We start from the raw sequence: 24,026 nt of genomic DNA, 5'->3' as shown, positions 1-24,026 counted from the left end.
CCGGTCACTCCCGCTTCGCGACCGTCACGGAGGCGGGCCTGAGCTGGCGCTCACCGTCCCCGTAGCCCGGGCGGAGCACCTCGACGACCGTGCCCGGCGCGACGTCGGGGTCCTGGACGACGCCGACCACCTCGTGCCGGGCCGGGTCGAAGGTGACGCCGGTCTCCGCGTGCCGCGGGTAGCCGAGCAGTTCGAGGACGTTCACCCCTTGGTCGCGGACGGCCCGGACGCCCTCCACGATCGCGCCGGGGTCGGATCCGGCATGGGCCAGGGCGAGTTCCAGGTTGTCCAGGACGGGCAGGAAGGCGGCGGCCGTACGGGACCGTTCGGCCGTCCGCTCCCGCTCCCGTTCCCTGGTGTGGCGCTTGCGGAGATTGTCGAGGTCGGCGAGCGCGCGCCGCCAGCGGTCCTCGAGTTCCCTGAGCTCGGCCGTGTGCTGGTCCTCGGAAGGCGCGGGGCCGCCGCCCGCGTCGGGGCCGGGTCGCTCGTCGGCGTCAGGCCCCTGGCCGGTCGGCGGGCCCGAGCGCGGAAGATCCCCGCGGGGAGCGCGTGCGGCGTCCTCCGGAACCGGGCCGGCCGGGTCCGGCACGGCCGGGTCTGATTGCCTGGGGTGGATCGGCATGACGGTTCCTCAGCCCTTGTCGAACTCGGCGTCGATGACGTCGTCGTCACCGCCACCGCCGCTCGTCCCGCCGTCGGTCGCGCCGCCCCCGGTGGTGTCCTGACCGGGACCGCCCGTGGCGGCGGCGCCCTGATGGGCCGCCAGCCCCGACAGCACCTGCTGGAGCTCGGAGGTCAGGGGCCGCACCCGCTCCACGCCGGCCTCCTCCTTGACCGCCGCCCGGGCGTCCGACACCAGCATCTCCGCGCGTGCCTTCTCGTGCGCGGGTGCGGCGTCGCCCAGCTCGGCGAGGCGCTTCTCGACCTGATAGGCGACGGCGTCGAGCTCGTTGCGGGCGTCGACGGCCTCGCGCAGGGCCCGGTCCTCGCCCTGGTTGCGCTCGGCCTCCTGGACCATGCGTTCGACCTCGCCGCGGTCCAGGTTGGAGCTCTCGGTGATGGTGATGCCCTGCTCCTTGCCGGTGTCCTGGTCGCGGGCCCTGACGTCGAGGATGCCGTTGGCGTCGACGTCGAAGGTGACCTCGATCTGCGGTTCGCCGCGCGGCGCCGGCCGGATGTCGGTGAGCTGGAAGCGGCCGAGCACCCGGTTGTCGGCGGCCCGTTCGCGCTCGCCCTGAAGGACGACGATGTCGACGGCGGGCTGGTTGTCCTCGGCGGTGGAGAAGGTTTCCGTGCGGCGCACGGGGATGGTGGTGTTCCGCTCGATGATCTTTGTCATCACGCCGCCCCGCGTCTCGACACCCAGCGACAGCGGCGTGACATCGAGCAGCAGGACGTCCTTGACCTCGCCCTTGAGCACCCCGGCCTGGATCGCGGCACCCAGGGCCACGACCTCGTCGGGGTTGACGCTCATGTTGGGTTCCTTGCCGCCGGTCAGCCGGCGCACCAGCGCCTGGACGGCGGGGATGCGGGTGGAACCCCCGACCAGGATCACCTCGTCGATGTCGCTCTCGCCGACCTTGGCGTCGGCCATCGCCTGCTGGACCGGCTCGAGGCACCGTTCCACCAGGTCGCTGGTGATCTGCTCGAACGTGGACCGCATGACCGAGTCGGTGAGGTGCTTGGGCCCCGAGGCGTCGGCGGTGATGAACGGCAGGCTGACCTGCGTCTGCGTGACCGAGCTCAGCTCGGTCTTGGCCTTCTCCGCCGCCTCGAACAGACGCTGCAGGGCCTGCGGGTCCTTGCGCAGGTCGATGCCGTTCTCCTTCTGGAAGTCGTCCGCGAGGTGGTCGACCAGCCGCCGGTCGAAGTCGTCACCGCCCAGGTGACTGTCGCCCGCCGTGGACCGCACCTCCACCACGCCGTCGCCGACGTCGAGGATGCTCACGTCGAACGTGCCGCCCCCGAGGTCGAAGACCAGCACCGTCTCGTGCTGCACCTTGTCCATGCCGTAGGCGAGGGCGGCAGCGGTCGGCTCGTTGATGATCCGCAGCACCTCCAGTCCCGCGATCCGCCCGGCGTCCTTGGTGGCGGTGCGCTGGGCGTCATTGAAGTAGGCGGGCACGGTGATGACCGCCTCCGTGACCCGCTCTCCGAGCTGCTTGCCCGCGTCGTCGGCGAGTTTGCGCAGCACCTGGGCGCTGATCTCCTCCGGCGCGTAGAGCTTGTCGCGCACCTTGAAGCGGGCGACGCCGCCCGGACCCTCGACGACGTCGTACGCCACCGCCCTGGCCTCGTCGGAGATCTCGTCGAAGCGCCGGCCGATGAACCGCTTGGCCGAGTAGATGGTGCCCTTGGGGTTGAGGATCGCCTGGCGCCGGGCCAGCTGGCCCACCAGCCGTTCCCCGGTGTCGGTGAAGGCCACCACGGACGGTGTCGTGCGGTTGCCCTCGCTGTTGGGCACGACGGAGGGTTCGCCGCCCTCCCACACGGCGATCACCGAGTTCGTGGTGCCCAGGTCGATGCCTACTGCCTTGGCCATGAGGAGCTCCTCCCGGTGCGGCGGCACGCGCCGCAGCCGCGGTCCGATCGTTCATGTACGGGCGGGACGTCCGCCGGTACCGGTGGCGTGCAGTCCGCCGAGCAGCCGTACGGCCTCGTCCGCGACCGCCTCGTCCCCTTCGACGTCGTAACGGCTGGGCTGCATCGAGCGGACGGGAGGCGAACCCCCGGCGGCCGTCCAGTCGGCCAGGCCGAAGAGCCGGCCGATCAGCGCACCGGGAAGAGCCCCGCTCGCCGCACCGTGCAGGGCCGCGGGCCCGTGGTCCGTCCGCCCGACGACCTGTTCGACGAGGCGGACGGCCTGGCCGATGATGGCCACCCTCTCCACGGGAACCACGGGAACCACGGGAAACCCCTGGTCCGAGAGGTGGTCGACGGCACGTTCGGCGTCCCGGTGCGTCTCGTACGTGGCAACGGTCCTGCGAGGCTGTTCGGTCATCGCCCGAGTCCTTCCTGCCGGTGGCGCGGCGGCGCCCGGCATGCCCCAGACTCGCGAACCGAGCCCTTCCACGCCTGCGCCCGGCAGGTCGAAGAACGACGGAGCCCCTCCCCCCGCGAGGACGAGGCGAAAACTCCGGAGACTTCGGGTGAGCCGGTGGGGAGCGGGTACGCGAAGTACGCCCACCTCCATGAGGGCTCGGGAAAGGGCGTGATCCCATGGCCGGCCGCTGGGCCCGGAACATGCGCCGAGGCCGTCCCGGTGAGGAAGGCAGCCCTCCCCGGGGTCGTCCGGGCGGCCTCCGACGGCCTCGTGAGAAGGGTCCCGCCGGCACCTTCCCCGCCAGGGCGACCCGGGCTTCCCACGAACTGCCGGCAGTCTTTCGCGCCCTGTTCGACAGCCGGAACGAGGGCGAGATCCTGCGCCTGGCCATGGATCATGTGTCGGCCGTCGGCCCCTACCGGGCCGAGGCCGGATACCTCAGGGTGCACGGCCGGCTGGTCCCCAGCCCGCCCGGCGGGCCGGACCATGCGTCAGGCGTCGACCGGACGGTGCGCGAGCTGACGGGGCGGGACGGCCCTGTGTCCGTTCCCGGCCGGTCACGGGGCCGTGCACTGGCCCTGCGCGGACCGGGTGGACTGCACGGCTATCTCGTGGTGACGTCCCGCTCCCGACCCACCCCTGCCCAGCACCACCTGCTCACCGTGCTGGTGCGCCTCACCGCCGCAGCCCTGTCGGTCGCCGTCGCGCGCCGACGCCAGCAGGAGGACGCGCTGGAGCTGCACCGGCTCCGGCGAGAACGAGCAACCCTCCAGCAGCGGCTGATCTCCCTCGTGGTCAAGGCGGGATATGAGCGTGCCGTGCACGACGCGTTCGCCGAGGCCGCTGCCTCGGGCGGCGGCGAGGAGGCGGTCACCGGCGCACTGCACGAGCTCACCGGACTTCCGGTGCTGGTCGAGGACCGCTTCGGCCGGCTGCGGTCCTGGACCGGTCCCGGCCGGCCCGACCCCTATCCCGAGCCGGACCCGGCACGCCACGAAGCGATGCTCCAGGAGGTCGCCCGCAGAGGCGGGCCCGTGCGCATCAAGGACCGACTGATCTCCCTGGTACGCCCCCGCGGTGAGATCCTCGGAGTGCTGGCCCTGGTCGATCCCCGGGACGACGCCGACGAGTACACCGTCTTCGCTCTGGAGCATGCCGCCACGTCACTCGCCCTGAAGCTGTCGCATCTGCGCCGCCTCGCGGAGCTGGAGCTGCGACTGCGCCGCGAACTGGTCGACGATCTTCTGGGCGGTACGGACGACGCGAGCGCCTACGCCCGGTCCGAGGCGTTCGGGCACGACCTGCACCGCATCCAGTACGTGGTCGTCGTGCAGTGGAGGAGCCGGGCCGCGGACGACGCCTTCGCGCGGACCGTGGGCCGGGCGGCCTCGGCCGTGGGTATGCCGTCGCTGGTGACCCGGCGTTCCGACCACGTGGTCCTGGTCGCCGAGGGCAGGCCCGACGAGCACGCCCTGTACGACAGGCTCGCCCGGGAGACCGGCACACCGGACGGGACGATCGGGGTGAGCGCCCGCTGCGACACCCCGGACGGTATTCCCGGCCGCTACCGGGAAGCACTGCGTGCCCTGGAGGTACGCCGCCGGTCCCGCAGCCGATACGGCACGACGTTCTTCGACGATCTGGGCCTCTACCGCATCCTGGGACCCGGGAACGACCACCAGGAGCTGGAGGGCTTCGTGCGGGAATGGCTCGGGCCGCTCGTCGACTACGACGGCCTGCACCGTGCGGCGCTCGTCGAGACGCTGTCCCGGTACTTCGACTGCGGCGGCAACTACACGGAGACCGCCGAGTCCCTCGCCATCCACCGCAGCACGCTTCGCTACCGGCTCCAGCGCATCCGCGAGATCAGCGGCCACGACCTCACGAACGTGGAGGACCGCCTCAACCTGCAGGTCGCGACCCGCGTGTGGAAGATCCTCCTGGGCGGACCCGGTTGAGGCGCGAGGGTCATCCTCGGGGCGCGCGGCGCCGAGTTGCGGGAGAGGTGCCCGCCGGCAGGGATGCGCCCGTCTTCTCCGATCCGCCGTACGGACCGGAGAAGACGGGCGTGGGGTCAGTCGTTGTCGTAGTACCAACCGGTGCAGAAGCTCGCACCGTTGAACCGTGCGCATGCGCGCATCGAGTAGTGCAGGTTGTTGAGGTCGTTGGAGAACTGCTTGTTGAACGGGCCGCATTGGGTCCAGGTCCTGCCGCCGTCCGAGGACCGGTCCACCCAGGTCTGGTCACCGGACCGGTAGCCGCTGCGGATCGCGGCGAAGGAGTGGTCACTCAGGCGCTGGTTCACCAGCGCGATCTTCACCGTTCGACCGCCGTGCGTCACCGTGCGCGTCTTGACGTCGTGATGGGCTATGCCGTTGCCCGGCCAGCTGCCGCAGTTGGTGTCCGCGGTGGCGGACGGTGCTCCGACCACGAGCACGGGCAGTGCGAGGGAGGCCCCCGCGCATATCAGACTGGCACGTCGCCCTATGGATGACACTGATGATCTTCCTCTCGGCCTGGTCGAAGGAGTCGCTGTCGGCCGGCCCGTAGGCCGCGCCTGTATCGCCGCCAGTCTCGTGGGGCTGCACCGTCCCGTGATTGTCGTGCAGCGCCAGGTGGTTGTCCCCGCGTGCCAACATCTTCGAAGACGTCGATCCCGTCGCCGTGACCGGGCGGGGATCGCAGCGTCGGAGCGGCCATGACCAGCGGTGTGAACGTCGGTGAGGCGGGGGAGCCACATGTACAGCGTGATCAACCTGGACGGTCTCGCGCCGGCCGATCGCTTCTCCTTCTGGTGGGAGGCCGTCGCCCACTCGGTGGTGCCCGTCCACGCTGTCAGCACCGACCCACTCACCTTCTGGGCGGAGATGACGTCGCTGGATCTGGGCACGGTGCAGATAGCCCGCGTGCGTTGCCGGCCCTTCGAAGCGCGCCGTACGCCGCGCCTGATCCGCCGTGCCGACCCGGCTCTGCTGCAGTTGTCGCTCACGCTGTGCGGAAGGTCGGGCATCGAACAGCAGGATCGTCAGGCGACCCTCGCACCGATGGACCTGGTGCTGTTCGACACCTCGGCGCCCTTCCGGGCGTGGACGGTCCCCGACGTCACGGCGGACGGGATCGTGGTGCGCTTCCCGCGCGACGCGCTGCCGCTGTCGCCCGGCGCGGTCCGAAGCCTCACCGCTCACCGCCTCCCCGGGCACGACAGTGTGGGTGCGTTGCTGACAGCCTGCCTGCGGCAGGCACTGCGGCAGGGGCCGTCCCTGACCTCCGCTGACGCGGCCCGCCTGTCGCCCATCGTGGTCGACCTCATCACGGCCGTACTGGCGCACGAGCTCGAGAGTGACCCCAGGGCGACACCGACAGGCACGCGGGAGACGCTGCTGCTGCGGCTCAAGGACCACATCCTGCGGCACCTCGCCGACCCGGATCTGTCACCCGCGACCATCGCGGCAGCCCAGAGCATCTCGGTGAGGTCGCTCCACCGGTTGTTCGAGGGAGAGGGGCAGACCCTTTCGGCATGGATCCGCGGCCGCCGTCTCGAACGCTGCCGCCGTGACCTCGCGGACCCCGTGCAGAACCGGGTGCCGATCCGGACCGTTGCGGCACGGTGGGGATTCACCGACCCGGCACACTTCAGCAGGGCCTTCCGCGAGGCATACGGGTCGAGCCCGCAGGAGTACCGCGATCGATGCAGGACCGGGTGACGCCGGGTCCCACCCGACGAAGCCCGGCCCCAGCGTCCCCGTCGTCACTCCCCGAGGGCGGCGAGCGCCGCGCGCCAGCCGCCGTGGGCGGTGATCTCCCGCGCGCCGTCGAGGGCCTCGGGCTCGCACAGGAAGCCCGGCACGGAGGCGCCGTCCGCGAGTTCCACGCTGCCGAGCGCCATCGGGCGGGGGAGGGCCGCCACCAGCGCGCCCAGCCCCTCGGCGGGGAGCCGCCACACCTCGGCCTCGATCGCCGCGCCGCCTTCTCGCACCCGGACCAGGCCGGGTTTCGCGGGCGTCGTGTCCAGCGCGTACAGCCGGTACGCGGGTGCCGTCGCGGTCGTGCGGACGAACCGGCCGCCCAGAGCGAGCAACTGCCCGTTGAGCGGCTGCCCGGACAGGTGCGCGCCGACCACCGCGAGGTCCAGGGGCGGAGCCGTGAGCAGACGGGCGATCCGGGCGAGGCGTTCGTCGGTGCGGGCCGGCCCGATCAGCATGACGCCGAACGGCCGTCCCGCCACCTCGCCCGCCGGGACGGCGACCGCCGCGAGGCCGAACAGGTTGGTGGAGTTGGTGAACCGGCCGAGCCGGGCGTTCGCGCCGAGGGGCGCGGCCGCGACGTCGGCGAGGGTCGGGTGCCCGGGCGTGGTCGGCAGGAGCAGCGCGTCCGCGTCGCCGAGGGAGGCCAGGGCCCGCTCGCGCAGGACGGCCAGCCTCTCCCGGTCCGCGTACAGGCGGTGGGCCGGCACGTCGCGCGCCCCGGAGATGATCCCGGCCACCGTCGGATCGAGGCCCGGGTCGCCCGCGTGCGCGTCGACGAAGGCGCCGACGGCGGTGTAGCGCTCGGCGACGAACGCCCCCTCGTACAGCATGGCCGCTGCCTCGATGAACGGCTCGAGGTCCACGGGCAGCAGTTCGGCCCCCGCCTCGGCCAGCCGGGTCGCCGTCCTGGCGAACGCCTCCGCCCAGCCCTCGTCCAGCTCGCCGAGCTGCGGGGCGTGCGGGACCGCGACGCGCCACGGCCCCGGGCGGCGGGCCGGCGCGGCGGCGAGGTCCACCGGCGCCGCCATGAGGGACAGGGCCTGCTCGGCCTCGGGGAGGGTGCGGGCGAACACCGTGACGCAGTCGAGCGACGCGCAGGCCGGGACGACGCCCTCGGCCGGGACGAGGCCGGGGGTCGGCTTGAGTCCGACGACGCCGTTGAAGGCGGCCGGCACCCGGCCGGAACCGGCCGTGTCCGTGCCGAGGGCGAGGTCCACGAGGCCGAGGGCGACCGCGACCGCCGAACCGGACGAGGACCCGCCGGACACGTACGCCGGGTCGACGGCGTTGCGGACCGCGCCGTACGGGCTGCGCGTACCTACCAGACCGGTCGCGAACTGGTCCAGGTTGGTGGTGCCGAGGACCACCGTCCCGGCCGCCCGCAGCCGCGCCACCGCCGGTGCGTCGGCTGCGGGCCGGTACGCGTACGAGGGGCAGCCCGCGGTGGTCGGGAGCCCCGCGACGTCGATGTTGCCCTTCACGGCGAGGACCGTTCCGGCCAGGGGCAGGCGCTCCCCGGCGGCGGTCCGCGCGTCGATCGCGGCGGCCTCCGCCTCGGCGTCCTGCTGGGGGCGGAGGTCGATCCACACCTCGGGCCGGTCCGCCCGGGCGATGCGGGCGTACGCGGCCCGCACCCGTTCCAGCGCACCGCTCATACGGCCACCTCCGCGGTCTCGACGGGGGCCAGGACGACGAGGGCGGTACCGGCCTCGACCTGGCTCCCCGGCCTGATCAGGACCTCCGCGACGACGCCTGCGGCGGGAGCCGTCACGGGGGACTCCATCTTCATCGCCTCCAGGGCGACGAGCTGCTGACCCGCCGACACCCGGTCGCCGACCTCGACGTTGACCTGCCAGACGCAGGCGGTGAGGTCGGCCTCGACCAGCCGGCCGCCCTCGAGCACCTCGACGTCCGCGGTCGGCGGGACGGTTTCGGTGGCCGCCTCGGCGCGGGCGAACTCACCGGCGGCCTCCCAGGCGTCGCGCTCGGCGCCGAAGGCCGCGCTCTGCCGGGCCCGGAAGGCGGCGATCGACGCGGCGTTCGCGTCGAGGAAGTCCCGGTAGACGGCGAGCGAGAAGGTGCCCTCCTCGGTCTTCGGCACGAAACGGCCGGAAACGATGTCCGCGCGCAGTTCCAGGAGTTCGTCGGCCCCGACCGGATACCACTTGATCCGGTCGAAGAAGCGCATCAGCCAGGGCCGGCCCGGTGCGAAGGCGCCGCGCTGTTGCCAGGGCGACCACACCTGGGTCGTACGGCCGACGAACTGGTAGCCACCGGGGCCCTCCATGCCGTAGATGCACAGGTAGGCGCCGCCGATGCCGACCGAGTTCTCCGCCGTCCAGGTGCGGGCCGGGTTGTACTTGGTGGTGACCAGCCGGTGCCGGGGGTCCAGCGGGGTGGCGACGGGGGCGCCGAGGTACACGTCGCCCAGGCCGAGCACCAGGTACTCGGCGTCGAAGACGGTGCGGTACACGTCGTCGACCGTGTCCAGGCCGTTGACGCGGCGGATGAACTCGATGTTCGACGGGCACCAGGGGGCGTCGTCGCGCACGCCGGCGATGTAGCGCTCGACGGCCTCGCGGGTCGCCGGGTCGTCCCAGGACAGCGGCAGGTGCACGGTCCGGCTGGGCACCACCAGTTCGTCCGTGGCGGGGAGCTCCTCCTCCACGCGCAGCACCACGTCGAGCAGGTCGTGTTGCGGCAGTACGTCCGGATCGGTCTGGATCTGGAGCGAGCGGATGCCCGGCGTGAGGTCGACGACTCCGGGGAGCCCGCGTGCGGCCAGCGCCTCCGCGAGGGCGTGGACCCGCATGCGCAGCGCCAGGTCGAGCTGCATGGGCCCGTACTCGACGAGGAGGTTGTCGTCGCCGCTGCGCCGGTACGTGACCGACGGGCGGGCGTCGTTCTCGGGCAGGCGGGCGAGGACGCCCCCGTCGGCGATCACCTCGCGGTCGGCGCGCGGCACCGTGGCCGGGGCACGGCGCAGACCGGCCGCGGCCTCCGGGGTGACCGGGACGAACCGGACGGTGTCGCCGGGGCGGAGCTGGCCGAGCTTCCAGCGCTGCCCGGTGACGACCGTCGCCGGGCAGACGAAACCGCCGAGCGACGGCCCGTCGGGGCCGAGGAGGACCGGCATGTCACCGGTGTAGTCGACGGCGCCCACCGAGTACGGCGTGTCGTGGATGTTGGAGGGGTGCAGTCCGGCCTCGCCGCCGTCCGCGCGCGCCCAGCGCGGCTTGGGGCCGACCAGCCGGACGCCGGTGCGCGCCGAGTTGAAGTGCACCTTCCAGTCCGCCGCGTAGAAGTCACGGACGTCGTCCTCGGTGAAGAACTCCGGGGCTGCGTGCGGACCTTCGACCGCGCCGACATGCCAGACGGTGCCGAAGTCCGGCCGTTCGGCGACGGGGACGACGGAGGTCTGCGTGCGTGCCTCGCCGCCGTGCAGGACGTCGCCCGGGCGCAGGGCCCGCCCGCCGTGTCCGCCGAACCGGCCCAGGGTGAACGTGGCCGCGCTGCCCAGGAACTCCGGTACGTCGAGGCCGCCCGCGAACAGGACGTAGGTGCGCAGACCGTGGGCGGTGGGTGCGTCGACGGCGAGGGTCTGTCCGGCGCCGACGGTCACCGGTTCCCACTGCGGCACGGCGGCACCGTCGACCGTCACCCGTGCCGGGGCACCGGTGACGCAGACGGTGGTCGGGTGGGTGAACCGCAGGGAAGGGCCCTGGAGGGTGCATTCCAGTCCGGGGGCGCCCTCGTCGTTGCCGAGGGCGGTGTTGCCGAGCCGGAAGGACAGGTCGTCCATCGGCCCGCCCGGGGGCACGCCGACCTGCCAGTAGCCGGTACGCCCCGGCCAGTCCTGCACGGTGGTCAGGGTGCCCGCGGCGACGACCTCGACGCGCGGGGTCGGGTCGGTGACGCCGGCGAGCGTGGCCGTGGAGTGGACCGCCGCACGCACGTCGGCGTTCCGGAGCGCCGCGCGGACCAGGCCGAGGTTGGTCTCGATGCCGTCGACGCGGGTCGCGGCGAGGGCCGCGTCGAGCCGGTCGAGCGCATCGGCGCGGTCGGAGCCGTGCGCGATCACCTTGGCGAGCATGGGGTCGTAGGAGGTGGTGACCTCGGTGCCCGTCTCCACCCAGGCGTCCACGCGGACGTCGTCGGGGAAGGCGACCCGCGTCAGCAGGCCCGCGCTGGGGCGGTGGTCGCGGGAGGGGTCCTCCGCGTAGACGCGCGCCTCGACGGCGTGGCCCGTGGGGGCCGGGGGAGCGGTGACGACGTCGGTGTCGCCCTGTGCGAGGCGCAGCATCCAGGCGACGAGGTCGACGCCGTAGATCGCCTCGGTGACCGGGTGCTCGACCTGGAGGCGGGTGTTGACCTCCAGGAAGTACGCCTCCTCGCGGGCGGCGTCGTACACGAACTCGACCGTGCCGGCGGATCGGTAGTCGACCGACGCGCACAGGTCGCGGGCGGCGGTCGCGAGCCGGTGGCGAACGTGGTCCGGCAGGCCGGGGGCCGGTGCCTCCTCCAGGACCTTCTGGTTGCGGCGCTGGAGGGAGCAGTCGCGGTCGCCGAGCGTGACGACCCCGCCCCGGCCGTCGCCGAAGACCTGCACCTCGACGTGGCGGGCCCGCTCGACGAGTCGTTCCAGGAAGACCCCGGCGGAGGAGAAGGAGGCGGCGGCCACCCGCTGCACCCGCTCCCAGGCGTCGGCGAGTTGGGCCGCGTCGTGACAGGCCTGCATGCCGATGCCGCCGCCGCCCCCTGTCGCCTTCAGCATCACCGGGTAGCCGATGCCGTCGGCGGCTGCGAGGGCCGCGGTCACGTCGGGGAGCAGGCCGGTGCCGGGGGCGAGCGGGACGCCCGCCGCCTCGGCGGCGGCGCGCGCGGTGTGCTTGGTACCGAAGAGCTCCAGCTGTTCCGGGGTGGGGCCGACGAAGACGATGCCGGCGTCCGCGCAGCGGCGCGCGAAGGCGGCGTCCTCGGACAGGAAGCCGTAGCCCGGGTGGATGGCGCCCGCCCCCGTGTCCTTGGCGGCCTTGAGGACCAGGTCGGCGTCGAGGTAGGACTCCTTGGCCGGGGCGGGGCCGAGTCGTACGGCCTCGTCGGCGATCCGGACGTGCTCGGTGCCGCGGTCGGCGTCGGAGTACACGGCGACGGTCCGCAGCCCGAGCGTCCGGGCGGTACGGATGACGCGCGCCGCGATCTCGCCGCGGTTGGCGACCAGCAGGGTGTCGAAGGTCATCGTGCGCCGTCCTCGTCGTTCTCGCCGGGCTCGGTGATGGTCATCCGCACGGCCGTCGGGTCGAATCCGTTGCAGGGGTTGTTGATCTGGGGGCAGTTGGACAGCAGGACGAGGACGTCGGTGTCGGCGCGGAGCACGACCTTCAGGCCCGGGGCGGAGATGCCGTCGACGATGCCGAGCGTGCCGTCCTCCTCGACCGGCACGTTCATGAACCAGTTGATGTTGGAGACCAGGTCGCGTTTGCCGAGGCCGTGCCGGGCGCCCTCGCCGAGGAAGTTCTCCACGCAGGCGTGCTGCGACCACGTGTGGTGGCCGTAGCGGAGGGTGTTGGACTCCTTGGAGCAGGCGCCGCCGAGGGTGTCGTGCCGCCCGCAGGTGTCCTCGAGGACGGTCATCAGCGGTGTGTGCTCGTTGGAGAGCAGCACCGAGCCGGTGGTCAGGAACACGTTGCCCTGCGCCTGGATCGTGTCGGAGGCGCTGTAGCGAACGGAGGTGTCGTGCGCGTCGTACACCAGGAAGTCCGCGGCCTGGTTGCCGTGCAGGTCGGTGAGGGTCAGCAGCTGCCCCTCGCGGACGACCCCGGACCAGCCGGCGCGGGCGGGGACGGTGTCGTCGCGGACGACGCGGCCGGGAAGGGCGGTGACGGTCATGCGAGCCCCCGGGCGGTGAGGTGGCCGACGGTGTTCAGGAAGGCACGGCGGCCTTCGGGCGCGGCGTCCCAGAGGGCGTCTCCGGGAGCGGTCGGGCGGGACCGGTACGCCAGCACCTGGAGGTTCCCGCAGACGTACTCCGGACGCGGATCCAGCGGGTGCGGCACGTTGGCGAGGAGGACGGTGACGTCCTGCTCGGCGCGGAGGGTGACGGACGCGCCGGGGCCCGCCGAGCCGGTGAACACGGTGGTGCCGTCCTCGGCGATCCGTACGCCCTGGAAGAAGGAGACGGACGGCGGGAGGTCGCGCGGGGCGAGGCCGTTCTTCGATGCGGCCAGCTTGAACAGCTCGCGCCCCGCGGGGGAGCCGGACTGCGGGGTCCCGTCCCCGTACCGCGCGGTGTTGCGCGCGAGGGTGGAGGTGCCGGTGAGGGCGTCGTGCCGGCCGGAGGTGTCCTCGACGACGGAGGCGAGCACCCGGCCCTGGTCGGAGAGGAGCAGCTGTCCCTCGCCGAGGTAGGCGTTCCAGAGCACCTTCACCGTGTCGGCCGTGTTGAGCCGTTCCCAGGGGCGGTCGGCGCAGTGCAGGAGGAGGTGGGCGCAGGCGTCGCCGGTGAGGTCGGTCAGCCGCAGTTCGGTGCCGCGGGCGAGCACCTTGTGCGTGTAGTTGCCACCCGCCACGGTCTCGGCCCAGATGAGGTCGCCCGCTCCGACGCCCGGGGGAGGCGCCGGCCAGCCGCTCGCGGGGACGACCGGCATGGCATCCGCTCGCGTGCCCTCCTGGGCGCGGGCATGGTCGCGGGCGCCGTACGCCGACGCGGTGACTGACGGTGGCGCTGAGGGTGTCCCCATGGCTCGACCTCCGGTGCGGGCTCGTCTCGGACCTGATTTCTGTCGCTCGACAGAAATTAGGCAGCGGCCGCTTCACCCCCGTTGCCCGCGCGTTTCCGGTCGGTTACCGGGCACTCGGCCCGACGGCTGCTCCGAGGGAGCGGCCGGCCCTGTGCGAGGATCGCGGAGTGAGCACGCCGAACACACCCGCCGGCAGGAGAGTCGGCCGCCCGAGGGTCCAGGAGCGCCCGGCCGGCGGCCCGGAGCCGCGTGACGAAGTCCTCGCCGCGGCGGCGGAGTTGTTCACCACCCGGGGCTACACGGCCACCTCCACCCGGTCCATCGCCGAGCGCGCCGGGCTGCGGCAGGCGTCCCTGTACCACTACTTCGACGGCAAGGAGGCGATCCTCGCCGACCTGCTGGAGGGGACCGTGCGCCCGTCGCTGGAGTTGGCGGCCGGGCTCGTGTCCCGTACGGAGGCGTCCCCGGAGGCCCGCCTGTGGGCGCTGTGCCACTCCGACGCCACCCTGCTGTGCGCGGGGCCGTACAACCTCGGCGCGCTCTACCTGCTGCCCGAGGTCGGGACGGAGCGTTTCGCCGTCTTCCACCGGCTCAGGAACGAACTGAAGTCCGCCTACACGGGGTTGCTGTCCGGCACCGGGCCCGGCGCGGACCTCGCCCCCGAGGAGCTCGCGCTCCGTGCCGACCTCCTCTTCGGCCTCACCGAGAGCGTGATCCTCATTCGGCGCGCCGGCCCCGGCCACGACCCCGGGGCCCTCGCGGGCGCGACGGCCGACGCCGCGCTGCGGGTGGCGGGCGTGCCGCAGCGCGCCCTGGCACGGCTGCGCCGCGAGGGGCTGGGGCTCCTCGCGGCGCGGGCCTGATCCTCGGCTTCCTGCTCGGCGCTGTATCAGGCGCGTACGGTCTCCGGCTCCGGTTCCGGTTCCGCGGAAGTCCCGTGTCCGTGGGCGTCCCGGCGCCCGCGGTGCCAGCGGTAGGCCGCGCCCGTCGCGACCGTCGCCGCGAGGACCAGGACGGTGAACCAGCGGAAGTACCAGTGGCCGCCCTCGGGGTCGTACACCTCGGCACGCGGCCAGGCGAGATTGACCGTCATGAAGAGTCCGTAGGCCACCGCGAGCACGTTGACGGGAAGTCCCCAGCGCCCGAGGGAGAACAGGGGACGCCCGAGCTCGTCGCGCTCACCGCCGGCCGGAGGCCGCCACTCGCCCCGCAACCGCCGGACCAGCATCGGCCCGGTCACCATGGCGTACGCCAGGTACACCATCGCGATGCACGTGGTGCCGATGGCGAGGAACGCCTGCGGGGAGGCCAGGTTGAGCAGGAGCAGCAGTGCCGCGCCGATGCCGACCACCACCGCGGCCGTGCCGGGCATCCCGGTCCGCCGCGGCACCCGCGCCAGCGCCGCCGACCGCGGAAGGACGCCGTCGCGGGCCATGGAGAAGAGCATGCGGGTCGCCGAGGTCTGGATGGCGAGGGTCGCCGCGCAGACGGCGAGCGCCACGTCGGCGAGCAGGACCCGGCCGAGGCCGTCGCCCAGGGTGCTGGTGAGCACGTAGCCGAGCCCCTCCGTCGCCAGCCGCCCGTCGGTGAGGCTGGGCGCGGCGAGCAGGCCGCCGAGGAGGAGCAGCCCGCCGCACACGCCGGACGTGGTGAGGGCGGTGAGCGTCGTGCGGGGCGCGGTGCGCCGGGGGTTGACGGTCTCCTCACTCATCTCGCTCGCGCTCTCGAACCCGATCAGGACGTACGCGGCGGTGAACGAGCCCACCAGGAGCGCCGTGATGAGGCCGCCCTCGCCACCGGTGTGCAGGGTGATACCGGGGTCGCGCTCCGCATGGGTGGCCAGGAGGGTGACGATCAGGGCGACGCCGACGATCTCGGCGGTGACCCCGACCGTGTTGACGGCCGACAGCGCGCGGTTGTCCAGGACGTTGAGCAGGGTGGTGAGCGCCAGCAGGACGAGGCCGAGGAGGGCGGCGTTGGCGGCGCCGCTGGCCGTCGTGGGTGACGGGTCGCCGCCGACGATCTGGAAGCCGGACCAGACGGCGGGCAGGACGACCTGCAGGGCGAGCGCGGCGGCCGCCACCACCACGATCCGCCCGATCACCATGATCCAGCCCGCGTACCACCCGAAGGCGGGGGAGCCGAGCCGGCTCGCCCACTGGTAGATCGCCCCGGCGATGGGCATGCGGGCGGCGAGTTCGGCGAAGCAGGCGGCGACGAGGAGCTGCCCGACGAGGACGGCGGGCCAGGTCCAGAAGAAGAGGGGGCCACCGAAGGAGTAGCCGAGCGAAAAGAACTGGAACACCGTTGTCAGGACGGAGATGAAGGAGAAACCGGCGGCGAAGGAGGCGTAGCGCCCCATCCGCCGCCGCAGCTCCTGGGGATAGCCGAACGGGGCGAGTGCGTCGCCGTCGTCCGGCGCCGGAGATGCCGGTGGCGTGGGATCGGTGGTCACGGTCATGGCGGTCCCCTGTCGCGGAGGTGAGACGTCCCTGCGAATTCCTGTCGGTTGACAGAAATTAGGGACGACCCGTTTCCGCCGCGTGTCGCGGCCGTGTCCCACCCGTTAGTGACTGCTCTCCCGGCGGGAGGCATGGCTCGCGCCGGGCTCGACGACCGTGCGGGGGTTCCTGCGCCGGGCCGTGCGGCGTTCGTTGTCGGGGTGGAGCTGCTCGGCCGGCGCGGCGAGCGGGAGGCGCCGGCCCTTGTTCCCCGCGTGCGGCTGCTCCTAGGTCCTTCGGTGCTGGGGGTCGCCCACCCCCGGGCCGTCCTCCAGGACCGGGCGCCCGCGCAGTCGTACGGCGTTCAGGAGGTGCTCGCCCAACGGGTCGGAATGCAGGTGAGGATGGGCGTCGATCCGCAGCCGGTGCCCGTCACGGGTGATCACCTGGTAGGCGACCAACTTGCCGTCGAAGAGGGTGGCTCCATGAGCCTGCCGCGAGAGCACAAGGCGGTCGACATCGTCCCAGGGCACGGGGCGAGGGCGGCCGTAGGAGGTGTACACGAGCCCGCCCGCGTACAGATGCGTGCGAACGAATCCCTTGGGCGTTTTCCACAACAGCACCGGAAGCGCGATGATCACCAGGACGAGCGCCGCCAGCAGACAGAGCACCACGATGCTCACCAGCCTCTGCAGGCCGGGTATGTCGGTCCCGGTCCTGCTGAGGACCCGGTTCACTCCCCACAGGGCTCCCACGATCACAGCGCCGATGGTCACCGTGCCGGCCACGATCTCCAACGGGCTGGTGTTCTTCCGGGTGAAGACGTGATCGCCCAGCGAACGCTCGGCCGCCAGGCGGGTGACGCGTGCCGACGGGGCGTACCCCTTCATCTGCACGGCGTCGGGGAACCGCTTGATGACGGCGACACCCAGCACCGAGGCGGTCAGGCCCGCGACGAGGACGGTGACGGCGGACGAGGCCGGGGTGTCGCCGAAGATCAGCACTCCCAGGCCGTACAGCATCGTTGCCAGGCCGCCGAACACCATCAGCAGCATCAAGCAGCCCACGTTCAACAGGGGCCCGGGCTCGGAGTGATGCTGCGGTTCATCGGTCATGGCGTCCCCCAGGACTCGTGGTTGGCGTGCCGAATCTAGCCGTTGCAGGGGAGACACCCCACCTCGGCCTGCTCGAGCTGTGCGCCTTCTCCTGGCTCGTGCCGGCCTGGGCAGGGTGCAGAGAGGAGTCGCGGCGGCGGCCCGGCCGCGAGGGCCACACCCTCACATGCCTCGGTCGTGCTCCCGTGGCTCGCGGCCCCGCCCGTCCGGCGGGGTGCTCGCACGCAGGGCCGCACACGACGGCCGCACATTTCGCTTTCCACCGGCAGAGAAGCGACCGGGCGCGGTGCGCATCCCGCTCATGTCGTCCTGACAAAGACAGGAATGGTGCGGGCGGCACCGGGCGGTGAATCGCGATCATGTTTTATCAAAACGGACATAGGGGTGCCAGTCGTCGCAGATGAACTGAGTTTCGAAAATGGTTGACCCCGAACCGCACCGCCGCCTAGAATCTTGATCATTGCGGGGGAGATTTTTCGACTGGTGGTTACGCGGGGGGCGGCTGCTTGTGTGTTGTTCTTTCCATCTCGGGATGTGTTGTGCCTGATGGGCCCTGCCCGAGGTGATGTCACGGCTGACTGACTCGCGGATCCCGCGTCAAGTTTAGCTGTCAACTTCTACTGACCACTGTGCGTTCACGGCCTATCGCGGCTCCTGGCATCACTCATGCCACGGCCCGGTGGCCCGGTTCACCATGCCGTGACGCAGTCCGAGTGTTCTCCAGATGAACCGTCGCCGACCTCAGAGCGAATTTCGAGGAACTTCTGTGTCTTATCGTGTCCTAGTGGTGCAGCCTGCGTTCTCGGCGAACGCCTACGTCGCACATGCCCACTCCTTAGGCTGGGATGTCGTCGTCGCCTCCTACGAGAAGGGGGGCCGCTTGATCGCCGACGCGGTACGCTCGCTCGCCACCGAGATAATCACGGTGAACACCAATGACAGAACTGCCCTCGAGGCCGCTGTCGTTGAATCCCATGAGCGAAATCCGATTCATGCCGTGGTGGCCGGAGGGGAATACTACGTTCCCGGTGCCGCGCAATTATCGGCGCGTCTCGGGCTTCCTGCCCTCACCCCCACAGCCGTCGACCAGGTCCGGCACAAGGGGAAAATGCGCCAAGCAGTGGCCGAGGCCGGCCTGGAAGTGCCGAAGTTCGTGGTCGTGAGCGCACCCGCCGACCTCGAAGAAGCCTGTGCACACGTCGGCTTCCCCGCGGTCATCAAGCCCGTCGATTCCGGCGGCAGCGTGCACGTCTCGCGTGTCGACAGCCTCGAGGAGGCGCGCGCGGCACTGGCCGCGATGCACGCCGAAGAAGGCCTCGAATTCGACCGCGAGCTCACCCGCGACGCGATCATCGAGCAATACGTCCCCGGTATGGAGTACAGCGCCGACGGATATGTGCGCGACGGGGAAGTGGCCGTCGTGGCGGTGACCCGGAAGCTGCTCGGCCCCGAGCCCCGGTTCCTGGAACTCGGGCACCTCACGCCCGCCCCGCTGGACGAGGCCACGCGCCACGAACTGGCGGCGTACGCCACACGGGTCGTCGAGGCCGTGGGCATCACGACCGGCCCGTTCCACTGCGAACTGCGCCTCCACGACGGCCGCCCGGTCCTCATGGAGGTGGCCGCGCGGCTGCCCGGTGACAAGATCACCGAGCTGATGGAAATGGCCACCGGCCTCAAGCTGCCGGGCAAGGTCCTCGCGGACATCACCGGCGCCGACCCGGAGAGCTCGGGGGCGTACAGCGAACCCGTCGCCAAGGCGGCCGGCATCCGCTTCCTGACGGCCAACGGCGCGGGCTCGTACACCCGGCTCGACGGATGGAGCGAACTCGCCGCCGAACCCTGGGTGGTGGCGAGCCACGTCCTCGTCGAGCCGGGCGCCGGCATCAAGACGGACGAGGCCGACTACAGCTGCCGGATCGCCGCCGTCGTCTTCACCGCCGACTCCCCCGAAGAGGCCCACGAGCGCTGGTCCGAGATCGGCGAGCGCGTCCGCGTGCTCGGCGCCTGAACCGTCCACGCCGCCCGGTGCCCCACAACCGAAGGAAAGACACGATGGAACCCCTTCGCCTCCACTGGTGCTCGCCGCCCGACACGGGACAGGCCACGCCCACGGACACGTACAAGATCGGCAAGCTGGACATGGGCGAGGTCAGGGACTTCGTCCAGGAAGCCGAAGAACTCGGCGTCGACAGCCTGCTGTTCGGCATCTCCAACTACCTGCCCGACCCGCTGCCGGTGCTCGGCGCCCTCTCGCAGGTCACGGACCGCGTCAAGTTCATGCTGGCCTACCGCCCCGGCCTGATGTCACCGACCCTGTTCGCGCAGGTCGTCAACACCCTGTCCTGGATGACGGACGGGCGCATGTCCCTCAACATCGTCTCCGGCATCTCCCCGGCGGAGCAGGCCGGTTACGGCGATTTCCTCAGCCACGACGAGCGCTACGCCCGGTGCAACGAGTTCCTCGAGGTCATCCGCGGCCTCTGGGAGGGCGAGTCGCCCATGAGCTACGACGGGCAGCACTACACACTCAAGGACGCCTCGCTCGGCCTCGGCCACAAGGACGGCGGACGCCCGGAGATCTACATCAGCGGCGCCTCCGCCGTCGCCCAGCAGACGGCGATCGCCTCCGGCGACTGCTGGCTGCGCTACGGCGACACCCCCGAGGGCATGGCCCGGGCGAGCAAGCCGCTCCTCGACGCCGGCCGCCGCGTGGGCACCCGTATGCACGTGCTGTCCCGCGACACGCGTGAGGAGGCGATCGCGGAGCTCGCCAACCTCATGCGCAACCCGGACGAGGACCACACGGCGTGGATCCGCCAGTGGGTGAACACCACCGACTCCGAGGCGGTGAAGTCCTCGTACCAGCTCGCGGAAAGCGCCGAGGACGAGTGGCTCTCGCCCTACATCTGGACCGGGGCCGTTGCCTACCGCGGCGGTCCGGCGCTGTGCATCGTCGGCAGCCACGAGGAAGTCGCCCGCTACATCCACAGCTACAAGGCCGCGGGCATCAGCGAGTTCATCTTCTCCGGCTGGCCGACCCGTGACGAGATGCGGAACTTCTTCACCCACGTCGCTCCCCTGATCCGTCAGCTCGAGGAGCAGCAGGCATGAGCGGGCGGGAAGAGCGCGAACTGCTGCTCGTCGGCGTCGGGATCATGGGCCGCCCGTACGTGGCGGCCGCCCGCCGGTTGGGACTGCGGGTCCGCGGTATCGAGTCCCAGGACTGGGCCGCCGGCATCGAGGGCCTGGTCGACGCCGTCGAGGCGAGCCAGGGCCAGTACGGCTCGCTGGACGAGCTGTGGGCGGAGACCGCCCACGCGGCCGCCCTGCGCAGCCGCCCGGCCGGGATCTTCGGATTCACCGAGTGCCACGTCCTGGGCGCCGCGCTGGCCCAGGAGACCCACGGACTGCCCGGACCGTCCCTGGGGGCGGCCGTGGTCTCGCGGAACAAGGCACTGCAGCGCGGGCGCTTCCGCGCCCACGGGATCGGCCAGCCCGACTACCTCCTCACCAACGATCTGGCCGAGGCGGCCGAGTGGGCCAAAGCCCGCCTCCCCGTGGTGATCAAACCGCTGTCGTCGGCCGGCAGCGACGGCGTCGAACTCGTCGCCGACGCCGCCGCCTTCGACGCCGCCGCGTCACGACGTGCCTCGGAGCGGCCGCTGCTGGTGGAGACCGCCGCCGAGGGCCCCGAATACAGCTGGGAGGCCCTGGTCCGCGACGGCGAGGTCTGGTTCGCGAACCTGACCGCCAAGACCACCACGGGCGCCCCCAACTTCGTCGAACTGGAGCACCGGGCGGCGGTGTCCCTGCCGCCCGCCGAGGCCCAGCAGGTCGCCGAACTGGGGCGGTCCGTCATCGCCGCCATCGGGATGCGCACCGGCATCGTGCACCTGGAGTTCCGGATGACGAGCACCGGCCCCTCGGTGATGGAGGTCGCGGTCCGCACACCCGGCGACTACATCATGGAACTGTGCTCCCTGGCGTACGGGATGGACTGGTTCGAGCTGGTGCTGCGGCTCGTCGTCGGTGACGAGCTGCCGCCGCCGCCCGAGGGCCCGGTGAAGTTCTCGGCCAGCCTCTTCGTGGTCTCCGACCCCGGCGAGGTGATCGCCGTCGACGGTCTCGACGAGGTCCGCGCGCACCCCGCCGTCGTGGACGCCACCGCCAAGGTGAAGACCGGCGACACCGTCCAGCGGACCTCGTCCTCCCTGCAGCGCACCGGGTACGCGGTGCTCGCCGCGGACTCGCGCGAGGAACTGGAAGAAGCCATCGAGTTCGTCCGGCGAACCCTGTCGATCAAGACGGTTCCCGTGGCGACGGAGGAGTGACCATGCATATCGTCGTCGTCAACCGCTGGCCGCGGTTCACGCAAGGGCCGCGCTGGGACTTCTCGATGGGCCGCTTCGAGGACCTCATCGACCACGAGCGGCATCACGTCAGCTACGTCGTCGACGCGGTCGGCGCCACCGGCGTCCTCGCCGCCCCCGAGCGGATCGCGAGCATGGTCCGCATCGAGGACGTCAACGACTTCGAGGCGCTGCGCGACGCCGTCCGCAAGGTCGCGGACGAGGTCGGCCCGGTCGACCGGCTGATCGCCGTCTCCGAGTTCACCCTCGGTATCGCGGCCGAGGTCCGCGAGGCACTCGACATCCCCGGGCCCCGCCCGGAAGACGTCGCGTCCTACCGGAACAAGCTGCGGATGAAGGAGCTCGTCGCCGAGGCGGGCGTCCGCGTGCCCCGCTTCGACGCCTGTGAGAGCGCCGAGACCGCACTGGAGTTCGCCCGCGCCACGGGGTACCCGCTGATCCTCAAGCCGGTGTCGGGAGCCGCGAGCATGGGCGTGCACCGGGTCGAGGACGAGGCCGCGCTCACCGCGCTGCTGTCGGAGGTCGACCTCGGCGACTACGAGCTGGAGGAGTTCGTCGAAGGCGCGATCTACCACGTCGACGGCTTCGCGGACGAGGACGCGGGTATCCCGTTCATGGCGGTGTCCCGCTACATCAACGACTGTCTGGCCTTCGAGGCCGGCGGGCAGCCCCTCGGTTCGGTCGTCGTCCAGGACTCCCCGCTGCGCAGCCGTGTGCACGACTTCGCCCGGCGCTGCGTGTCGGGTCTGGGCATGACCTCCATGCCGTTCCACCTGGAACTCTTCGTCACGCCCGACGGGGACCTGGTGTTCCTGGAGATCGCGGGCCGCATCGGCGGGGCCGAGGTGCCGTACCTCATGGACAAGCTCTTCGGGGTCAACCTCTTCGAGCTCTGGCTGGATGCCCTGTGCGAGGGCCGGGCGACGGTCCCGCCGCAGACGGGCGACCCGTCCGGCGGCTGGCTGATCATCCCGAAGCCCGCCGGACTGCCGGCCGAGGTCGTCTCGGTGACCTCCATGCGGGACAGCTTCGCCACGATCTGGCGGGAGTTGGTGCCCGCACCGGGCGAGGTGATGGAGCCCGGCGGCAGCTACGACGCGGTGCACAGCGGGCGGTTCATCTTCACCGGCGACGAAGCCGCCGTCGAGGAGGACATCCGGAAGATCATCGCCGGATTCCACATCGAGACCGTTCCGGTGACGCGGTGAGGGGCCTCGCGCCGGGCCGATCCCGGCCGAGCACAAAGGATGGAACGAGCTTATGACCACACGATCCAAGCTGCACCAGCGGCTCTTCGCCGGCGGTGTGCTGCTCAGCGTCGTTGCCGAGCAAATGGTGCTGTTCGCCCTCCCGCTGCTCATCTTCCAGGACACCAAGGAGGTGTCGGCCCTCGGCCTCGCCTACGCGATCGAGTGGCTCCCGGCCCTCCTCGCCTACCCCTTCGCCGGCCTCCTCGCCGACCGTGACGGCGGGGCGCGGCTGTTCTCCGTCGTCACGACCAGCCGGGCCGTCGTCCTCTGCGGCGCCCTCGTCGGCTGCCTGGCCGCGCCCTCACTGCTGACGCCCATCCTGATGACGGCCGCGCCCCTGCTCTCCGTTCTGATGGCGCCGGTGCGCATGTCCGTGGAGAAGGTCGTCCCTCAGCTGGCGAAGGACACCGAACTGGCCAAGATCCAGGGCCTGGTGCAGAGCATGGAGGTCTCGGCGATGGCCGTCGGCCCCGCCCTGGCGATGCTGGGCGCGGCCTTCATCGACAAGGTCTGGCTGCTCGGCGCCGCCGCGGCGGTCTTCGCCGTCGCCGCTGCCTGCTGGCTGCCGCTGCCGCGCGGGCCGCGCACCCCCAGCACCGGCGGAGCCGCGGAGATCGTCGCCGAACTCCGGCTGGGCTGGTCCCTGCTGGTCCGCAGCAGGCCGCTGGTCCTGCTGGCCTCGCTCAACTTCTCGATCAACCTGGTCTTCGCCGTGGTGCTCGCCGCCAACGCCGCACTCGTCACGGGTGTGTTCGGCGCCCCGGAGTCGTCGTTCGCCCTGCTGAACATCTGTATCGGCGTACTGGGCATCGTGAACCTCCTGGCCATCCCGCTCCTGCTCCGGTACGTCGACGTGCGGATGCTCGGGATCTTCGGCCTCGCCCTGCTCTGCTCCTGTCTGCTGCTCATCGGCTTCGCCTCCTCCATGCTGCTGTACGGACCGGCGTTCGTGGCGGCCATGGTCGGAGTGACGTATTTCAACGTCTTCAACCGCACGCAGCGCATCCAGGTCCTGCCCCAGGAACACCTCGGAAAGGTGATGGGGCCGTTCTATCTGCTCAACATGCTGGCCATGCCCCTCGCGGGACTTCTGGTGGCCGGCTCCGGTTCCGGCCTGGGACCGCAAAAACTCGTCCTGATACTGGCCGTGGCGCTCACCGCTTTCGGTGCGTTCATTCTGCCGCTGACGATCCGGGCTTTCGGCCGGGCGATCGCCGCGCGTGAGGCGACTCTCGTGCCCGCGACCGTGGAATAGCCGCCACCGATAAGGAGCGGCGGCTCCTACAAACAACACCACCATGGGCCGTTGGTTTCTTCG

General features: G+C 71.7%; 18 protein-coding genes. 8 read left to right on the top strand and 10 right to left on the bottom strand.

All coding sequences use genetic code 11. The features are described 5' to 3' along the window. Positions 1-4: 4 nt before the first annotated feature. The 3 genes from grpE to ACFYWG_RS01010 are packed head-to-tail and all read right to left on the bottom strand — an operon-like array spanning position 5 to position 3,001. Entirely contained in the window at positions 5-622 is a 618-nt protein-coding gene (gene grpE, locus ACFYWG_RS01020; RefSeq protein ID WP_389198417.1) for a nucleotide exchange factor GrpE, read from the bottom strand. Positions 623-631: 9 nt separating this feature from the next. After that, positions 632-2,542, bottom strand: coding sequence for a molecular chaperone DnaK (gene dnaK / locus ACFYWG_RS01015; RefSeq protein ID WP_389198415.1), 1,911 nt, complete (start codon positions 2,540-2,542; stop codon positions 632-634). A gap of 51 nt (positions 2,543-2,593) precedes the next feature. Then, positions 2,594-3,001 carry a general stress protein gene (locus ACFYWG_RS01010; protein ID WP_389198413.1) on the bottom strand — a complete coding sequence of 136 codons (408 nt, stop codon included), beginning with the start codon at positions 2,999-3,001 and terminating at the stop codon, positions 2,594-2,596. 431 nt (positions 3,002-3,432) lie between these two features. Between ACFYWG_RS01010 and ACFYWG_RS01005 the strand changes: the two genes are divergently transcribed. Further along, the gene (locus ACFYWG_RS01005; protein ID WP_389198411.1) at positions 3,433-5,001 is read left to right on the top strand and encodes a PucR family transcriptional regulator; all 1,569 of its coding nucleotides are present in this window, start codon (positions 3,433-3,435) and stop codon (positions 4,999-5,001) included. A 116-nt stretch (positions 5,002-5,117) separates the two neighbouring features. Here the strand turns inward: ACFYWG_RS01005 and ACFYWG_RS01000 are convergent, their stop codons facing one another. Then, positions 5,118-5,474 (bottom strand): hypothetical protein, encoded by a 357-nt coding sequence (locus ACFYWG_RS01000; protein ID WP_383507674.1) that lies wholly within the window; start codon positions 5,472-5,474, stop codon positions 5,118-5,120. A gap of 307 nt (positions 5,475-5,781) precedes the next feature. Between ACFYWG_RS01000 and ACFYWG_RS00995 the strand changes: the two genes are divergently transcribed. Then, entirely contained in the window at positions 5,782-6,747 is a 966-nt protein-coding gene (locus ACFYWG_RS00995) for a helix-turn-helix domain-containing protein (RefSeq protein ID WP_389198408.1), read from the top strand. A 44-nt stretch (positions 6,748-6,791) separates the two neighbouring features. On the opposite strand, the gene atzF is transcribed toward ACFYWG_RS00995, so the two are convergent. Genes atzF through ACFYWG_RS00975 form a run of 4 tightly spaced genes read right to left on the bottom strand, consistent with a single transcriptional unit; the run spans position 6,792 to position 13,529 of the window. Next, the gene (gene atzF, locus ACFYWG_RS00990; RefSeq protein ID WP_389198405.1) at positions 6,792-8,444 is read right to left on the bottom strand and encodes an allophanate hydrolase; all 1,653 of its coding nucleotides are present in this window, start codon (positions 8,442-8,444) and stop codon (positions 6,792-6,794) included. Further along, positions 8,441-12,028, bottom strand: coding sequence for an urea carboxylase (uca, locus tag ACFYWG_RS00985; RefSeq protein ID WP_389198403.1), 3,588 nt, complete (start codon positions 12,026-12,028; stop codon positions 8,441-8,443). Before uca ends, atzF begins: the two co-directional genes overlap by 4 nt. Then, positions 12,025-12,678, bottom strand: a complete 654-nt coding sequence (locus ACFYWG_RS00980) for an urea amidolyase associated protein UAAP2 (protein WP_389198401.1) — start codon at positions 12,676-12,678, stop codon at positions 12,025-12,027. The genes uca and ACFYWG_RS00980 overlap by 4 nt, the downstream gene beginning before the upstream one ends. Then, positions 12,675-13,529: an urea amidolyase associated protein UAAP1 gene (locus tag ACFYWG_RS00975; RefSeq protein WP_389198399.1), complete on the bottom strand. Its 855-nt coding sequence runs from the start codon at positions 13,527-13,529 to the stop codon at positions 12,675-12,677. The genes ACFYWG_RS00980 and ACFYWG_RS00975 overlap by 4 nt, the downstream gene beginning before the upstream one ends. 167 nt (positions 13,530-13,696) lie before the next feature. Between ACFYWG_RS00975 and ACFYWG_RS00970 the strand changes: the two genes are divergently transcribed. Beyond that, on the top strand, positions 13,697-14,392 hold the full coding sequence (locus tag ACFYWG_RS00970) for a TetR/AcrR family transcriptional regulator (RefSeq protein WP_389198397.1): 696 nt from the start codon (positions 13,697-13,699) through the stop codon (positions 14,390-14,392). A 26-nt stretch (positions 14,393-14,418) separates the two neighbouring features. Here ACFYWG_RS00970 and ACFYWG_RS00965 read toward each other — a convergent pair whose 3' ends face one another. Then, positions 14,419-15,990, bottom strand: coding sequence for an amino acid permease (locus tag ACFYWG_RS00965; RefSeq protein WP_389198394.1), 1,572 nt, complete (start codon positions 15,988-15,990; stop codon positions 14,419-14,421). A gap of 267 nt (positions 15,991-16,257) precedes the next feature. Further along, positions 16,258-17,085, bottom strand: coding sequence for a hypothetical protein (locus ACFYWG_RS00960; protein ID WP_389198392.1), 828 nt, complete (start codon positions 17,083-17,085; stop codon positions 16,258-16,260). 784 nt (positions 17,086-17,869) lie between these two features. Between ACFYWG_RS00960 and ACFYWG_RS00955 the strand changes: the two genes are divergently transcribed. The 5 genes from ACFYWG_RS00955 to ACFYWG_RS00935 are packed head-to-tail and all read left to right on the top strand — an operon-like array spanning position 17,870 to position 23,963. Beyond that, positions 17,870-19,096, top strand: coding sequence for an ATP-grasp domain-containing protein (locus ACFYWG_RS00955; protein WP_389198390.1), 1,227 nt, complete (start codon positions 17,870-17,872; stop codon positions 19,094-19,096). A gap of 44 nt (positions 19,097-19,140) precedes the next feature. Beyond that, a complete protein-coding gene (locus tag ACFYWG_RS00950) occupies positions 19,141-20,199 on the top strand; it encodes an LLM class flavin-dependent oxidoreductase (RefSeq protein ID WP_385415667.1) in 1,059 nt (352 codons plus the stop codon). After that, positions 20,196-21,419 carry an ATP-grasp domain-containing protein gene (locus ACFYWG_RS00945; RefSeq protein WP_383503993.1) on the top strand — a complete coding sequence of 408 codons (1,224 nt, stop codon included), beginning with the start codon at positions 20,196-20,198 and terminating at the stop codon, positions 21,417-21,419. The genes ACFYWG_RS00950 and ACFYWG_RS00945 overlap by 4 nt, the downstream gene beginning before the upstream one ends. A gap of 2 nt (positions 21,420-21,421) precedes the next feature. Continuing rightward, complete coding sequence (locus ACFYWG_RS00940; protein ID WP_383503992.1) at positions 21,422-22,666, top strand: acetyl-CoA carboxylase biotin carboxylase subunit family protein; 1,245 nt, start codon at positions 21,422-21,424, stop codon at positions 22,664-22,666. A gap of 52 nt (positions 22,667-22,718) precedes the next feature. Next, positions 22,719-23,963 (top strand): MFS transporter, encoded by a 1,245-nt coding sequence (locus ACFYWG_RS00935; RefSeq protein ID WP_383503991.1) that lies wholly within the window; start codon positions 22,719-22,721, stop codon positions 23,961-23,963. The last annotated feature ends 63 nt before the right edge of the window (positions 23,964-24,026 follow it).

This window comes from Streptomyces sp. NPDC003456 (genome assembly GCF_042878735.1).
Classification (GTDB): Bacteria; Actinomycetota; Actinomycetes; order Streptomycetales; family Streptomycetaceae; genus Streptomyces.
The sequence above is the reverse complement of the archived record's forward strand: the minus strand, read 5'-3'. Positions and strand labels throughout refer to the sequence as shown.